The organism is Pseudomonas sp. Pse79, assembly GCF_024519615.1.
Lineage (GTDB): Bacteria > Pseudomonadota > Gammaproteobacteria > Pseudomonadales > Pseudomonadaceae > Aquipseudomonas > Aquipseudomonas veronii.
Genome location: NZ_JALJRR010000005.1, coordinates 217,557 through 233,000 on the forward strand (window position 1 = coordinate 217,557; position 15,444 = coordinate 233,000).

Annotated in this window: 15 protein-coding genes; 6 read left to right on the forward strand and 9 right to left on the reverse strand. The window is 60.4% G+C overall.

The features are described from left to right. The first annotated feature begins 117 nt into the window (after positions 1-117). From NR164_RS09330 to NR164_RS09340, 3 genes are read left to right on the forward strand one after another with little or no spacing between them, the layout of a single operon-like run. Positions 118-1,773, forward strand: coding sequence for a methyl-accepting chemotaxis protein (locus NR164_RS09330; RefSeq protein ID WP_256822662.1), 1,656 nt, complete (start codon positions 118-120; stop codon positions 1,771-1,773). A gap of 42 nt (positions 1,774-1,815) precedes the next feature. Next, positions 1,816-2,349: a chemotaxis protein CheW gene (locus tag NR164_RS09335; RefSeq protein WP_017846989.1), complete on the forward strand. Its 534-nt coding sequence runs from the start codon at positions 1,816-1,818 to the stop codon at positions 2,347-2,349. Between the two features lie 21 nt (positions 2,350-2,370). Next, positions 2,371-3,177 (forward strand): protein-glutamate O-methyltransferase CheR, encoded by an 807-nt coding sequence (locus NR164_RS09340; protein WP_017846988.1) that lies wholly within the window; start codon positions 2,371-2,373, stop codon positions 3,175-3,177. Positions 3,178-3,198: 21 nt separating this feature from the next. On the opposite strand, the gene NR164_RS09345 is transcribed toward NR164_RS09340, so the two are convergent. The 9 genes from NR164_RS09345 to NR164_RS09385 form a co-directional block, all read right to left on the reverse strand. Continuing rightward, entirely contained in the window at positions 3,199-3,636 is a 438-nt protein-coding gene (locus NR164_RS09345; RefSeq protein ID WP_017846987.1) for a response regulator, read from the reverse strand. A gap of 2 nt (positions 3,637-3,638) precedes the next feature. Continuing rightward, positions 3,639-4,967: an ATP-binding protein gene (locus NR164_RS09350; RefSeq protein WP_017846986.1), complete on the reverse strand. Its 1,329-nt coding sequence runs from the start codon at positions 4,965-4,967 to the stop codon at positions 3,639-3,641. Positions 4,968-4,979: 12 nt separating this feature from the next. Beyond that, positions 4,980-5,591 (reverse strand): chemotaxis protein CheC, encoded by a 612-nt coding sequence (locus tag NR164_RS09355; protein ID WP_046384059.1) that lies wholly within the window; start codon positions 5,589-5,591, stop codon positions 4,980-4,982. Further along, positions 5,591-5,950 (reverse strand): response regulator, encoded by a 360-nt coding sequence (locus NR164_RS09360; RefSeq protein ID WP_017846984.1) that lies wholly within the window; start codon positions 5,948-5,950, stop codon positions 5,591-5,593. The genes NR164_RS09355 and NR164_RS09360 overlap by 1 nt, the downstream gene beginning before the upstream one ends. A 251-nt stretch (positions 5,951-6,201) precedes the next feature. Next, a complete protein-coding gene (locus tag NR164_RS09365; RefSeq protein WP_256822663.1) occupies positions 6,202-8,337 on the reverse strand; it encodes a TonB-dependent siderophore receptor in 2,136 nt (711 codons plus the stop codon). 221 nt (positions 8,338-8,558) lie between these two features. Beyond that, entirely contained in the window at positions 8,559-9,407 is an 849-nt protein-coding gene (locus NR164_RS09370; RefSeq protein ID WP_169881450.1) for an alpha/beta fold hydrolase, read from the reverse strand. A gap of 34 nt (positions 9,408-9,441) precedes the next feature. Further along, a complete protein-coding gene (locus NR164_RS09375; RefSeq protein WP_256822664.1) occupies positions 9,442-10,734 on the reverse strand; it encodes an FAD-binding oxidoreductase in 1,293 nt (430 codons plus the stop codon). A gap of 57 nt (positions 10,735-10,791) precedes the next feature. Then, entirely contained in the window at positions 10,792-11,214 is a 423-nt protein-coding gene (locus NR164_RS09380) for a RidA family protein (RefSeq protein WP_017846980.1), read from the reverse strand. A 31-nt stretch (positions 11,215-11,245) separates the two neighbouring features. Continuing rightward, positions 11,246-12,385 carry a tyramine oxidase subunit B gene (locus tag NR164_RS09385; RefSeq protein ID WP_026140023.1) on the reverse strand — a complete coding sequence of 380 codons (1,140 nt, stop codon included), beginning with the start codon at positions 12,383-12,385 and terminating at the stop codon, positions 11,246-11,248. 185 nt (positions 12,386-12,570) lie between these two features. Here NR164_RS09385 and NR164_RS09390 point away from each other — a divergent pair, with 185 nt between their 5' ends. The 3 genes from NR164_RS09390 to NR164_RS09400 all read left to right on the forward strand — a co-directional run bounded on the left by NR164_RS09390 (position 12,571) and on the right by NR164_RS09400 (position 15,418). Then, positions 12,571-13,398 carry a helix-turn-helix domain-containing protein gene (locus tag NR164_RS09390; RefSeq protein ID WP_026140022.1) on the forward strand — a complete coding sequence of 276 codons (828 nt, stop codon included), beginning with the start codon at positions 12,571-12,573 and terminating at the stop codon, positions 13,396-13,398. A 191-nt stretch (positions 13,399-13,589) separates the two neighbouring features. Further along, positions 13,590-14,318 carry a response regulator gene (locus NR164_RS09395; protein ID WP_046384079.1) on the forward strand — a complete coding sequence of 243 codons (729 nt, stop codon included), beginning with the start codon at positions 13,590-13,592 and terminating at the stop codon, positions 14,316-14,318. Further along, the gene (locus tag NR164_RS09400) at positions 14,315-15,418 is read left to right on the forward strand and encodes an ATP-binding protein (protein ID WP_177032489.1); all 1,104 of its coding nucleotides are present in this window, start codon (positions 14,315-14,317) and stop codon (positions 15,416-15,418) included. Before NR164_RS09395 ends, NR164_RS09400 begins: the two co-directional genes overlap by 4 nt. Positions 15,419-15,444: the final 26 nt, after the last annotated feature.

Consider the following 15,444-nt stretch of genomic DNA (forward strand, 5'->3'; position numbering starts at 1 on the left):
CGCACCGACAACCAGACAACGCGCCCAGCAAACGCCTGGGCAAACCGCTGTTTATTCCTCGAACGATAGCAAACCCGGCAATTCAGCCAACCGCACCGCACATGGAGAGGCCTTTCAATGAAATGGTTCTACGATTTAAGGATAGCTACCAAGCTCATCACTTCGTTCTTGCTGGTGTTGGTGCTGACGGCCATGACGGGCGTGTTCGCCATCATCCAGTTGGGCCTGGTTAACGAAACTGCCGCTGAGATGCGCGACAACTGGTTGCCTTCGGTGCGGGTTGTCTCCGGCATTCGTTTTTTTGTCGCCAACTATCGGGTCAAGGAACTGCGCTATCTGATGGCCGAGAGCCCGACGGAACAGGCGCAATATGAACAGGAGATCGTCGACGCCCGCAAGGAAGTCGAGACCCGCATGGCGCGCTATGAAAAAGAGCTGATCTCAAGCCCGGCGGAACAGGCGTTGTTCGATACGCTCAAGACCAGCTGGAACAGCTACCTCAACACCAGCAAGAACCTGTTGGCCGAGTCGCGGCAGGGTTTGAAGGAACAGACCAGTGTCATTCTCAAAGGGGATTCGAAACGGGACTTCGAACAGATCTCCAGCGACCTGGTAAAACTCATCGACCTCAACGACGCCGGAGCCACGGCAGCCAATCAACGCGGTAACGAAATCTACGCCAATGCGCGACTGTCCATCATCGCCGCGGTACTCGTGGCTTTGCTGGTGGGTATCGCGCTGGCGTTGTTTATTTCACGCATCATTTCCACCCCGCTGAAAAGGGCCGTGGATGTGGCCAGCCAACTGGCCGAAGGTAACCTGGCCGTGAAGATCGAAGGTGGTTCCAAGGACGAAACCGGGCGTGTGCTCACGGCGATGCAGGCCATGATCGGCAAGCTTTCGCAGATTATCGGTGAGGTGCGCAATGCCGCCGACGGTCTGGCCAGCGCGTCGGAGGAAGTCAGCGCTACCGCCCAGGCCATCAGCCAGACCACCAGCCAACAAGCCGCAAGCGTCGAAGAAACCAGTGCGTCCATCGAACAAATGAGTGCCAGCATTAACCAGAACACCGAGAACGCCAAGATAACCGACGGCATGGCCAGCAAGGCGGCCAAGGAAGCAGGAGACGGCGGCGACTCTGTTCAGCAGACGGTGCAGGCGATGAAAAAAATCGCGCAACGCATCAGCATCATCGATGACATTGCCTACCAGACCAACTTGCTGGCCTTGAACGCCGCCATTGAAGCGGCGCGAGCCGGCGAACATGGCAAGGGCTTCGCGGTGGTGGCGGCCGAAGTGCGCAAACTGGCCGAGCGCAGCCAGGTGGCGGCTCTGGAAATAGGCGAGCTGTCCACCAGCAGTGTCGAAATGGCCGAACGGGCCGGCCATCTGCTTGGCGAGATGCTGCCGTCGATCAACAAGACCTCCGATCTGGTCCAGGAAATCACGGCCGCCTCCGAAGAACAGGCAGCCGGCGTGGCGCAGATCAATTCGGCGATGAACCAACTCAACCAGGTCACTCAGCAAAATGCCTCCAGCAGCGAAGAGCTCGCTTCCACCGCCGAAGAAATGAGTACCCAGGCCGAACAGTTGCAGCAGGCCATGAGTTTTTTCAGGCTGGACGCAAGCGATCAGGCATCGAACGTCACACTGGGCAAATCCAGCCAGGCAAGCAGCGTATCGCGTGCGGTGGCGCGGGCACCGCGAGCGGTCCCGCAGAAAACCTTCCTCAAGAGCGCAGGCCCCGACGAAAGCGAGTTCACGCGGTTCTGAGCGCAAACCGGACGCGGTGCTTTTTTCATGCAGGAGAGCGACATGGGCGCGTTAACCGATACCCGACAGCCGACGGCGATTCAAAAGCAGGAGGCGCAGTACCTGACGCTCCTGCTGGGCGGCGAAATGTTCGCCATCGATATCCAGGGCATCAAGGAAATCATCGAGTACGGACACGTGACTCCGGTGCCGATGATGCCCGACTTCGTGCGCGGCGTGCTTAACCTGCGAGGTGCCGTGGTGCCGGTGCTGGACCTCAAGGCACGGTTCGGGCAGCCCTGCACGAAGGTCTCTCGACGCAGCTGTGTGGTGATCCTCGAAGCCAGCAGCGAGGACCACCAGGCCCAGGATATCGGGCTTCTGGTGGACAGTGTGTCAGAGGTACTGGAAATTCCGGCGGACGAGATCAAGCCGGCCCCCAGCTTTGGCGCGCGCATTCGCCCTGACTTCATCAGCGGCATGGCCAAGGTCGCCGGCACGTTCGTCATCGTCTTGCAGGTGGACAAGGTGTTGTCGATGGATGAAATGTCTCAACTGGCGGACGCCGGTGACAGCCCCAGCCTCCAGGAGCTGTAAGTCACGAACAAGGAGTTCGGATTGAAACAGATCAATCTTGAAGATCGTGAATTCACCCAGTTCCAGTCCTGGCTCTATGGTGCAGCGGGCATCCACTTGTCACCCATGAAAAAAGCCCTGGTTGCCGGGCGTCTGTTCAAGCGCCTGCAGTTCCATGAACTGGAGAGCTACGGCGCGTATTTCAAAATGATAATGGGCAAGGAGAACCCCGACGAACTGCAGTTCGCCCTGGACCTGTTGACCACCAACGAAACGTATTTCTTTCGTGAACCCAAGCACTTCGAGTTCCTGCGCGAACGGGTATTGCCCTTCGCGTCGCCAGGCAAGACCTTCAGGGTGTGGAGCGCGGCCAGCTCCTCGGGCGAAGAACCTTACAGCCTGGCCATGACCCTTGCCGAAACCCTGCGCAGCACGCCCTGGGAGGTCATCGGATCGGACATCAGCACCCAGGTACTGGCCAAGGCCCGGAACGGGCATTACCCGATGGAACGCGCCAACAGACTGCCGCAGTCCTTGCTCAGTCGATACTGCCTCAAGGGCATCGGCCAGCAGGAAGGTACCTTCCTGATCGATAAATCCCTGCGCCAGCGGGTCAGTTTCGTGCAAGTCAACCTGATCGAAACCCTGCCCCAACTGGGCGAATTCGATGTGATTTTCCTGCGCAACGTGATGATTTACTTTGATCAGGAGACCAAGCGAAAAGTGGTCAGTCGCCTGCTCCCATTCCTGCGACGTGGCGGCTATTTCATGATCAGTCATTCGGAAAGCCTGAACGGCGTCAGCGATGCGTTCAAGCTGGTGGCGCCTTCGATTTATCAAAAACCGTGAGGCGCCGAAGCTGTCGAGCCACTATTCGCTGATGAGCTTCTTCGGGTTGTCACGTTCACGCAGCACACATTGCATTTCCAAAGCCTCATCGAGGGTGAGCTGAAGCTCTTCATCCTTCCAGGGTTTGCTGATGTAGCGGAAAATGTACCCATCGCTGAGTGCCTGCGTGATCATGCTCATGTCGGCATAACCGGTCAGCAGGATATTCATGCAGTGCGGATCGCGCTTATGCACCTCACGGAGCAGGGTCGGGCCGTCCATGAACGGCATGCGCGCGTCGCAGACGATCAGGTCTATGGGGTGCAGTTCGAAAAGGCTCAGCGCCTGCGCGCCACTGGTGGCCAGCAGCAAATCGTAAGGCTTGCCACGCAGTAAGCGGCGCAGGCTGTTGAGGATACTTTCTTCGTCGTCCACCAGCATGACGGTGTAGCGTTTTTCGCTCAACTCGGTGGTGTTCATGCTCAGCATCCTTCAACGGCAGAGGTAGCGTGGGCCTGTACCTGGGGCTGACGTAACGGGAGCCACGCGCGGAAGCAACTGCCCCGGCCCGGTTCACTTTCGACGGTGAGTCTTCCATGGTGCTTGACGATGATGCTGTACGACAGCGACAGGCCCAGGCCCGAGCCCATGCCTACCGGCTTGGTGGTGAAGAACGGTTCGAATATCCGGTTCTGGATGTCCAGCGGGATGCCGTGACCGTTGTCGACGACCTCGACGAACACACCGCCGTCTTCCCTGCCACTGTTGATGATGATTTCGCCATCAACGCCCACGGCATGGCTCGCATTGATGAGCAGATTCAAGAACACCTGATTGATCTGCGAGCCCATGCACTCGATAGGCTCGATATCGCCGTAGCGCTTGATCACCTGAGCCTTGAACTTGATCTCGTTCCAGATAACGTTGAGGGTGCTATCCAGCCCCTTGTGCAGATCGGCCAACTGCCATTCGTAGCTGTCGACATGGGAGAACTCGCGCAGGTCCTTGACGATACGAGTGACCCGGTCCAGCCCCTCGACCGACTCGACGATCAGCTCGTCGATGTCCTGCCGCATGAAGTCGTAATCCGCCTTGTCCCGCATGGCCGCAAGCTCGGGATGAGCCTGCGCATGTTTTTCGTCACTGGCCTGTTCGTAGGCGTCGAGCAATGCGAAAAGATCCACCAGGTAACGCCGCAGGCTGTTGACGTTGGAGCACACAAAGCCGATCGGGTTATTGATCTCGTGGGCCACGCCCGCCGCAAGCTGGCCTATCGCTGCCATTTTCTCGGACTGCAGCAACTGCGCCTGAGCCTCCTCGAGCCGTGCGATCAGCAGCGCCTGGGCGCTCTTTTCCTCTTCCAGCAACTCGTTGAGGTGCGTCAGTTCGAGTTGGCGGGCAGCGGTATCGGTCGTATCGCTTATCGCCAGGCCCACCCCCAGACTGCCGCCATCGGCGTCCTGCACCGGGAAGAACGTGCAGTTCTGATACATGTGCCCGACCAAGCCACTGATCGGCCGGGTGCTTTCGAAGTTGAACAGGTGCGGCCGTTGCTGCCAGGAGGTGAACGCAAAGTTCTGCAGCGTGACGACGCTGTTGATCTTCTGCCGGGTCCAGACCTCGGGCAGTTCCGGAAACACTTCGAACAGCGTGCGACCGACGAGCTCTTCGGCGCTGCGGCCGCTGTTGATGGACATGAAGTGGTTGGAGAACAGCACTTTGCAGTCATGGTCGACCAGCAGCACGCCCATGTTGATGGCCTTGAGCATCGACTCAAGGGTTTCCCGGGAAATTGCCTTGTTGTCTGTCATGAAGACGCCCCTTCAAAGCTCATAGAGCAAGCGATCGATGGCCCGGACCACAACGCCTGCTGTACGTTCGGTGATACAGATCAGCAGGTCGCAGGAGAATTGATGAGCCTGCACCTCGAAACGGATTTCCAACACCATCGCCAGGTGTTCGTTCAGGTTCAATTCATTCAGTGCGTTCGCGGACTCTTCTCTGTGGACCAGAATCGACGGCGCGTCATAACTCACTTGTATCGCCACCTGCTTGGCCAGGCCACTGATGCAGGCGCCGGACAGGATGTTGGTGACATCCAGCATCAGTTCTTCCTGCTGCGCAGGGCCGCCGTCGCTATAGCCGAGCAATTCGGCGAGCTTGTCGGCCCCCATGGAACCAAAGCAAACGAACACCTCTCCGCGTAACTCCCCCAGGAACGACTGGCGGGTGACGATCATGGAGCTTCGACGAAGATGGTCCGGAATCAACAGGTTGTCCTGCTCCCGGATCAGTGGGTGAATGAAAGGAACCGAAAGCGTAACCATGGTGTTGGTCAGCCGGGCCAGTCGTTCGGCGGCCTGCCCCATGGCAATGTTCATCAATTCCTGCAAGGCGTCACGTTGGTCTTCGGTTAGCGCGGCCAAGGTTTCCATCAAAGTACCCCTATGACGTGCAACGCATTGAGTACAGCTTGCGCCGTAACCGGCTTGGCGACGAATGCAGCAGCGCCCAGATCGGATACGCGCTGCCTGGCCAGCGGCTGGATGTCGGCGCTGATCACCACGACAACCACATTCGCGTCCTCGCGCTTGAGCGCCTCAAGGGTCTGGAAGCCATCCATGACCGGCATGGTCAGGTCGAGAAAAAGCAGGTCCACCAAACCGGCGTGATACGCCTCCATCACCTCGGCACCGTTACAGGCCTGGCGAACATCTTCGGTCAGTGATTCTGGCAGGGAACGCAAGACCAGCTTGCGGGACATGGATGAGTCATCAGCGATTAGGACTTTCATGATGCACTCCACATTATGAAGTGTCCTGCAGCCTCGGGAGGGGTCGCAGAAACGAAGATTCGCAAGAACCTTTTAATCACTCTAACCCGACATCTAGCAAAGAGCCATCATCCAATCCTGATATTGCGCGAGGGATTTTCGGAGCCTGTAGGGGTTTCCCTACAGGCCGCCAAAAAGTGTGGCTGCGTGACCTTCGCCCGGCATACCACCGGATCAACCGACGAGGCACATCGCGCCGGGCGCTGACCGCGCTACAGAGTGTAGGAAATACCCACTTGCACCGTGCGCGGCTCGCCAGGGTAGGCGTAGAAGTTCAAGAACGAGCCCTCTTCGTACTCGCGATTGAACAGGTTCTTCACGTCCAGGTTGAGCCTGACCTTTTCGTTGACCTTGTAGTAACCGAGCAGGTCGACGACCGTGTAAGCGTCCATCGCGAACGTGTTGTTGGCCGTCTGCCCGGCACGCTCGGCCACGTATTTGCCACCGGCGCCGAGGCCCAAGCCTTTGAGCGTGCCGTCCTGGAACTCATACACGTTGAGCAGGCTGAAGCTATTGCGCGGAATGTTGGCCAAACGCGTTCCGGTACGGACAGTGGTGTCCTTGGTGACGGCGGCATCCACATAGGCATAGCCGCCGATCATCCGCCACTCGGGCGTCAGGTTGCCGGCCACGTTCAGATCAAAGCCGCGGCTGCGGACCTGGCCCGTCGCGACATTGAAGTCGGAGTTAAAGGGGTCGACACCCTGGACATTTTTCTTCTCGATCTGGTAGATCGCCGCATCGACGCTCAACTGTCGGTCAAGCGCTTCCCACTTCACGCCCATCTCGTAGGACTTGCCCTTCTCCGGATCGAACCCGCCGCCCTGACGACTGGCGCCAGTGTTGGGCTTGAACGAGCGCGCGGCATCCGCGTAGAGCGCGACGGTGTCGGTGAGGTCATACATCACGCCGACGCGCGGGGTGACGGCGTTGTCGGCGGCGTTCCAGCTTCTGACACCGGGTACGTAGGACTCGTAATCGTGCTCGAAACGCTCGAAGCGCGCACCGGCGAGGACTTTCAAGCGCTCGGTCAGTGCCACCTGGTCCTGAACGAAGGCCGCGTAGGTCTTGAGGTTTTCTTTATCGTGTGTCGGCGTGCGGGTCAGCGCCGGACGAGGCTGGCCGTAGACCGGGTTGTAGATATCGATCGGAAAGGTCCCCGCCAAGACGGCGGAACGCTGGATGATCGACTTGTAGTCGTAGTCTTCGTATTCGATGCCAGTGAGCAAGGTGTGATCAAAGCCGCCGGTGGAAAAGTGCCCGGTCAGGTTGAGTTGGTAGTCCTTGTCGGTCCATTCCAGCTTGCGGTAGTTGAAGTTGCGCTGAAGTGTGCGGCCATCGGCATCCAGGCTGGTCGCGCCGTTGGCCTCGACACCGTTGCCCTTCATCGTCCCGTCCAGCCACTGGAAACCACCGCCCAGGGTCCAGTTGTCGTTGAGCAGATGTTCGAAGCGCAACTGGGCCATGTTGTTATCGTTGTGCAGGTCGCCGGCGTACTTCTCACCCCAGAAGGTGTCACGGGACGGCGTCCCACGCTGGTTGGCGAAGCGTGTCAGGCCGCGATCCAGCGGGCGATTGTTACGCATGAAGTCGCCCTCGAAGATCACCTTGGTGGCGTCATTGGCCTGCCAGGTCAACACCGGGGTCACGCCGTAGCGTTCGCTCGAGACATGGTCGCGGAAGGTGTCGCCGCCCTCGCCCACCACGTTCAGACGATAGGCCAGCGCGCCTTGCTCATCCAGCGGGCCGGACGCATCGAGGGTGCCGCGCTTCATGCCCTGATCATTCAATTGGCTACCCAGCGTGACCGTGGGCTCGGCCAGCGGCTGTTTGGATACCACGTTGAAGGTGCCACCGGGATCGCCACGGCCATACAGCATGGTCGCCGGCCCGCGCAGCACTTCAAGGCGCTCGATGCTGTTGGCGTCGGGCATGCTCGGGTAGCCGCGGTTGATCGGGAAACCGTTGCGGTAGAACTCGGCAGTGGTAAAGCCTCGCACGGTGAAGCTGGTAAGCCCTTGCCCGCCGAAGTTGTTCGCCCGGCCGACGCCGCCCGCGTAGTCCAGGGCCTCCTGCAGGCGAGTCGCACCAATGTCCTCGACCACGTCCTTGGGCACTACGCTGATGGACTGCGGCGTTTCATGAATCGATGTGTCGGTACGGGTCGCACTGGCTGAACGTGTCGCGCGGTAGCCCTTGACCGGCCCTTGAGCCGTCTCGTAGTCCATTTCGCCGGTGACCGTGGTCGCCTGCAACTCGAGGCTGCTTTGTTCAGAGGCGGCAACCTGCGCCCAGGCAAAAGGAGTAAACGCCTGAAGCACGCAGAGGGAAATCAGGGTGTGACGCATGGATGTTGGACCTCATGGATGAGCCGACGCGCAGGCAAACCTGCCAAGAATTCGCGGCGCATGATATACCAAACCATTCGCGCATGACATGGATTCTCATTAACTGCTTTTCGCGTATCAGCTTTGTATCAACCGCGTAAAAATCCAGGCAAAAAAAACCACTCGCTAGAGTGGTTCGCTTTTGCCATGGCCGCCTGCCACGGCAGTGCTGGCGCTTGCCTTCATGGGCCGGGAGTCGTGAGGCTGGCGAGAAAGTCAGCGACCAGCCGGTTGAACGTCTCGCCCTGATCGTCGTGGACATAGTGACTAGCGTGCGCGACTTCCACCGTCTGCACCTGCCGATTGCTGTCACGCATCGCCTGCAGCGTCGCGGTGGGCAGGAAGTCCGAACGCCCGCCACGAATGAACAGGGTCGGACAGTCCAAGGCCCGCACCGCCGGCCACAGGTCGGTCGGCTCGATGCTCAGGCGCGCCTCGGCGATGCCTTGCTGATCGTGCCGCCAGCTGATCAGCCCTTCGTGCGCTTTCATCGAATGCGCCAGCCTGGAAGCGAGGCCCTGCTCTGACAAACCCGGGCGCGACGCCTGCCAGAAAGCGCGGGCGCTCGCCCAACTGTCGAAGTGCAACGGCGTCTGGCTCATTTCACGGCGAATACGCGCCGCGCCGTCGCCCTGGCTCGAAGAGCCGGGACCGATGTCTTCGATGATCAGCCCGTGCAAACGCCCTGGGTTTTGCCGTGCATATTCAAGGGCATTGGCGCCACCCAGCGAATGCCCCAGCAACACGAAGCGTTGCAAACCGAGGTGGGCGACGAAGTCCTCCACATCCTCCACATAAGATTGCGTGTGGTAGCTGCTCGGCGTGGCCCAATCGCTCAACCCGCGACCGCGCTGGTCCAGGGCGTAAACGCAGTAACCGGGGCCCAACGCCTGCACCAGCGACTCCCAGGTCTGCGCATAGGCCCGCAAGCCGTGCAGCAGAACCAGAGGCACGCCGCTCGGCGCGCCCCATTGCAGAAAATGCAGGCGCAAGCCTGTGCGATTAGTAAAAAAACAGCTGGCAGGCGACATCGTTGTGCTCCATGAAGGCTGGGCTTGGGCCGGCTTAGAAACGATCGAAACGATACGGGCTCGGATCGATGATCGGGGTATGCCCGCTGACGATATCCGCCGCCAGATGGCCGGCCGCCGGCGAGGTACCGAAACCGTGCCCCGAGAAACCGGTGGCGACAGTCAACCCGGGAATTTGCGCGACCGGCCCAATCACCGGGTTCGAGTCCGGCGTCACGTCGATGGTGCCCGCCCAGGCCTGGGCGATCCGCGCCTGCTCGAATACCGGCCAGGCGGCCTTGAGGTTGTTCATCGCATCGTTGTTGAGCCGCGGGTTGGCGGCCGGGTCCTGCACCCGTACCCGTTCGAACGGGCTGACACTGTCGGCCGACCAACGCCGGGCCAGCGCCAGGTCGTTAAAGAAATACTTGCCCAGCGACACGTTCAACACGCTGCGCTGCGCGCGAAACTGCGGCATGTATTGCTTGGCGAGCAACAGGTGATCGAGGGTCAGGTAGGCGTCCAATTTGCCGCGTTGGGTAATGATGAAACCGCCGTCCTTATGCTTGCGAAAGGAAAAGTCCGGCGCGCCCACGGCGATTTCCGTAGGCCCGTCCATCGGATGCGTGCGCAGCACCGAACAGGTCAAGGCCAAGGTCGGCAACGCCACGCCGAGGTTGCCCAAAAAGCGCCGCGACCACATCCCCCCGGCCAGCAATACCTGATCGCAGCGAATCTCACCCTTTTCAGTGACCACCCCACTGACCTTACCGGCGGACATCTGCAGTGTACGCACCGCACACTGCTCGATGATCACCACGCCCTTGGCCATGGCCGCCTTGGCGATCGCACTGCTGGCCAGGGTCGGCTCGGCCCGCGCATCGGATGGCGTAAAAATACCGCCGGCCCAGTCAGCCACGCCGCCCGGCACCCGTTGCGCGATCTCGCGCTGGCTCAGCAACCGCGAGTCGAGGGACAGATGTTCGACCGATTTCAGCCAGCTTTCATGCATCGCCATCTGCGCCTCGTTGCGGCCCAGGAACATGATGCCCTCTTGCCGATACCCGACGTCGGCGCCGACCCGCTCAGGCATCTGCGCCCACAAGCGATCTGCGGCGAGGGCCAAGGGGATATCGGCGGCGTGCCGGCTGGTCTTGCGCACCCAGCCGAGGTTGCGTGAGGACTGCTCGCCGGCGATACGGCCTTTTTCCAGCACCACCACCGCGATATTGCGTTCGGCCAATGTCAGCGCAGCCGTCAAGCCGATAATCCCGCCGCCAATGATGACGACGGACGTCGCGAAGGGGAACGTGGTTGACGTGTTCACGGGCGCTATAGTCGGGGCCATGATCAAGACTCTGTGAGCGATTGAGGTCGGCCGCACAAGCGCACGGCCGCGTAGCGGTCATTGCGACAGGCGGATGACTTCGACCTGCGCCTTGGAGGCGTTGCGATAGGCCGTCACTTCCAGTTCCACCTTGTAGACCGTCGAGCCCAACGGCGGGCAGGTCACGGTACTGGCCGGATCGACACCGCGAAACTTCTCGCCGATCAGGCCCATGACCGCCGGAACGTCCTTGGGGTCCTGGATGAACACCCGCGAGCACACCACATCGGCCAGGCTGGCGTCGACGGCGGCGAGGGCCGTTTCGATGTTGGCGAATACCTGATGCGTCTGTTCGAGGATGTCCTCGGGGATCAACTTGGTTTGCGGGTTGCGGCCTGCGGTATTGGAGACATAGATCCAGTTGTCCACCACCACCAGGCGTGAATAGCTGGCTTGGTCTTCAAACGGGGAACCGGTCTTGAGCTTGATGATTTTGGTCATGTCGTTGCCTCTTCAGATGGATAAGGGTGGCTTAGCGCAACGCGGGGGTTTCCCACAGATTCAGTTTCACGCCGATGCCTTTTGCGATGGCATTGCGGTACACCACCGTGCCCCAGGCCACGTCTTCCACGGGCATGCCGCCCACCGACATGATGATGATCTCTTCATCGTTCCGGCGGCCCTGGGCATCGCCGGCAACGATCTTGCCGATGTCTTCGAGCTCGTCGCGCTGCATCTTGCCTTCGGCGATCATGTCCATGAACCGCACACCGATCACCGGCACGCAGTGGTGCGCGGGCTTGGGCAACTCTTCGAACCAGGCTTCATAGAGGCCGGTGTTATCCAGCACCTTGCGCACCTCGGAGCTCTCCATGCCTTCATCCAGGGAGCAGGACGCCGGCATCGCCATGAAGGCGCCCGGTTTGACCCACTCACGCTTAACGATTGGGTAGTTCGAGGGGTCGCCGACCTCACCGGAGCTACAATAAGTAACAAGGTCGGCGTCGCGGACCACATCTTCGAGGGTGTCGACGACTTTTATCGTGGTCACCTGTGGGTAGGTTTGCTTTACCCAGGCAATAAAATCGTTGAGGCTTTTCTCGCCGCGCCCCTTGATCTTCAAGGTATCGATCTGCGGGCACACCGCGATGAAAGCGGCCAGCGTGGTCTTGCCCATCACCCCCGGGCCCAGCAGGCCGACGACTTTGGCATCCTTGCGGGCCAGGTGGCGCGCGCCCACGCCGGGAATCGCGCCGGTGCGATACGCCGACAGCAGGTTGGCCGACATGTGCGCCAGCGGTGCGCCCGTGTCGGGGTCGTTGAGCGTGAACATCAGGATCGAGCGCGGCAGGCCTTTGTCGCGGTTGGCGATATTGGAGCCGTACCACTTCACGCCGGCGGTGCAGAAGTTGCCGCCCAGGTAGGCCGGCATCGCCATCATGCGTCGGTCAGCGGTGGGTTTGGGCATGTTCGGGAACGGTGATTCCTTGGGGAAAATCACCATCGCGCCGTGGGAATCGTTGTTCGGGCCCGCCATGCGGTAATCGCCGATATACAGCAGGCCGAACATCTCTTCCATGGTGTCGACACAGGCAAGCATGTCGGTGACGCCAGCGCGGATCATGTCCTGCTCGGACAGGTAGATGAAGTCTATTTTTGTAGTCGTGGACATAATTATTCTCGGGCTGAAGGTGATATCGCTGCGGTAGGCGCGGCTCCCACGCTGTCGAGTCCGAGTATCGGGCTGGGCTTATCGGCGGTATTGTAAATTTCGGACATCGGCGCTTGCCGCGGGCACCTGAGTTGGCGCGATAAATGCCTGAATATTCGCGCATATTGCCAATCGAAGGTTCCGTCATGGTCAACCTGTGTGCGCCGAGGCCGCGGCACCCAACCGCCTACGAACAACCCTGGTTCGTACTCAACTCATCGCGGTATTCGGTGATGCCTTCCGAACACCCGGCGATCTCGCATTTCTATGCCTTCGATGTCGCCCAATCGACCGACGTGCTGGCGGTGCCGGATGGCTGCGTGGACATCGTTTTCGACTGCGATGCCACACGTCCCACCGTGCGGATCTGCGGCACGCCGCTGGAGGCGCAGCGCGTCGAACTGCACCAGCATCATCACTACTTTGGCGTGCGCTTTTCACCGGGGGTCATTCCAGGCTTCATCAATGTGCTGGCCGCGGACCTGACCGAACAGGAGCTGGATCTGCTCAAGGTCTCGGGGTTTGCCCAGCGCATGTTCGAGAACATCGTGCAAACCCCACGGCTGGAAGAGCAGATGAGGCTGTTCAATGACTACCTGGCCCCGCGCCTGATGGGCAGGACCTCGAAACTGACGGCGATGGTGATTCAACAGGCCCTGGTGCATCGCGGTGACCTGCGCATTCAGCAGCTTGAAGACCTCAGCGGCTACACCAGCCGCACCATCCATCGCCAGTTCAGCCAGGACACCGGCATGTCGCCGAAGATCTTTTGCCGCATCATTCGCTGCCAGGCGGCCCTGGAAACATTGAACACCCAGCACGATGTATCCTTCTCGGAACTGGCGCTGGACCTGGGCTTCTCCGATCAGTCACACTTCCTGCGCGACTTCAAGAAGCTGGTCAGTACGACACCCTGTGACTACCAGCGCAAAATTGTGCAGAACGCCTACAGCGACCGCATCAGCTTCGCCTGAACGCGCCGCATCAGGCAGCGTTCCCCCCCCCCTCCTCCGCGCGACGAAAAATAAACCTGCGTCTCCATCATTTCTCCATAAAACCTACGCTGAAAGTGCATGCTTGCCGTGCATCATCCAACCCGTTGCCAGAAAACCGCGCGCCGTTGCAGCATGGCCCGGTAGCACAGGGCACATCGACCGAGCAGAACATGACCGAATCACTCGTTGCATCAACCGCTAATCAGGCACTGATCCTGATCGCCGAAGACGAACCGGAAATCGCCGACATCCTCACGGCCTATCTCAAACGCGCCGGCTTTCAAACCGCGCATGCGCAGGATGGCCGTCGCGCACTCGAACTGCATCAAACGCTCAAGCCCGACCTGGTGCTGCTCGATGTACTGATGCCGAAACTGGATGGCTGGATGGTACTGGCGGAGGTTCGTCACCGCGGCAACACGCCGGTCATCATGCTGACCGCACAGGACCAGGACGTGGACAAACTCATGGGGCTGCGTATTGGCGCCGACGATTACATCGTCAAGCCGTTCAACCCGGCCGAGGTCGTCGCCAGAACCCAGGCGGTGCTGCGCCGCTGCATCGACAATGGCTATTTGACGGGGCGCAGCGTGCTGCGCGTGGACGCCTTCGAAATCGACATCGACAACCATGACGTGAGCGTCAGCATCGATGGGCAGAAACACCCATTGAACCTGACCGTGACCGAATTCAAGTTACTCGCGCAATTGGCAAAGGCGCCCCGGCGCGTGTTCAGCCGCGCCGAGTTGCTGGCCCTCTGCTCGCCCGAGAGCGACAGCCTGGAGCGCACGGTCGACAGCCATATCAGCAAATTGCGCAGGAAAATCGAGGACCTCGGACTGCAAGGCGTACCGGCCAGTATCCGCGGGGTCGGCTACCGGTTCGGGAGCCTGCCATGAAAGGCGCCAACAGCTTGAGTCGGCAGATTATCCTGTCGATGTCGGCCGTGGTCCTGTGTGTGATAACCCTGGCGATTGTCGGGACCTATGTTTTTTATGGGTTGCTGTGGTCGTTTGCTCCGCTGAGCGACGCGGAAATGGATGAGTGGCTGCCCAGCGGCATGGAGTGGGCCTGGATGAGCCTGATCACCTGCGTCAGCCTGGGCGTCGGCGTCGCAGCGGCGATCAAGTTGTCCCGGCGCATTCTGATGCCCTTGAACTCGGTGGCGGCCAGCCTGCGCAGGCTGGCCGATGGCGACCTGGATGCCCGCGCAGTGGCGCCGGATCAATCCTTGGGCGAAGCCGCCTTATTAGTGGATGACTTCAACAGCATGGCCAACCGACTGAAACGCATGGCCGAAGAACAGGCGTTCTGGAACGCAGCGATCGCCCATGAGTTGCGCACGCCGCTGACCATCTTGCGCGGCCGCCTGCAGGGGCTGGCCGAAGGTGTGTTCGAACCGGACACCGCGCAGTTCTATAGCCTGCTGACGCAAGTGGAAGGGTTGACACGCCTGGTTGAAGACCTGCGCGTGGTCGGCCTGGGAGACAGCGGCTACCTCAAGCTCGAACCCGACTACGCCGACCTGGCCGCCGACCTGGAAGCCGAAGCACGGTTGTTCGAATCGAGCCTGCGCAGCGCCGGCTTCGTGCTGCACCTGGACCTGCTCAAGGGGCCGATACGCTGTGACCGCGCGCGGATTCGCCAGGCGTTGCTGGCGCTGCTGGACAACATCCGTCGGCATGCGACGCCGGGCAACGTCTGGGTGCAACTCGGCAGCCAACACTCGCGCAACTTCCTGAGAGTCACGGATGAGGGGCCGGGGGTGGACGACGCTTTCGCGACATATATTTTCGATGCGTTCCAGCGCGGCGAAAGTTCTCGCTCCCGTGCTCAGGGAGGCAGTGGGCTGGGCCTGGCCGTGGTGCGCGCGATTGCCATCGCCCATGGCGGCACGGTGAGCTGTCGGACATCGATTAATGGCGGCACCGTGTTTGAACTCAGTTGGCCAACAACAACGCAGAGCCTGGATACCGACACGGAGTCTACTGAGGTGTAACTGCATATAACGCCAAACCCGCTTGA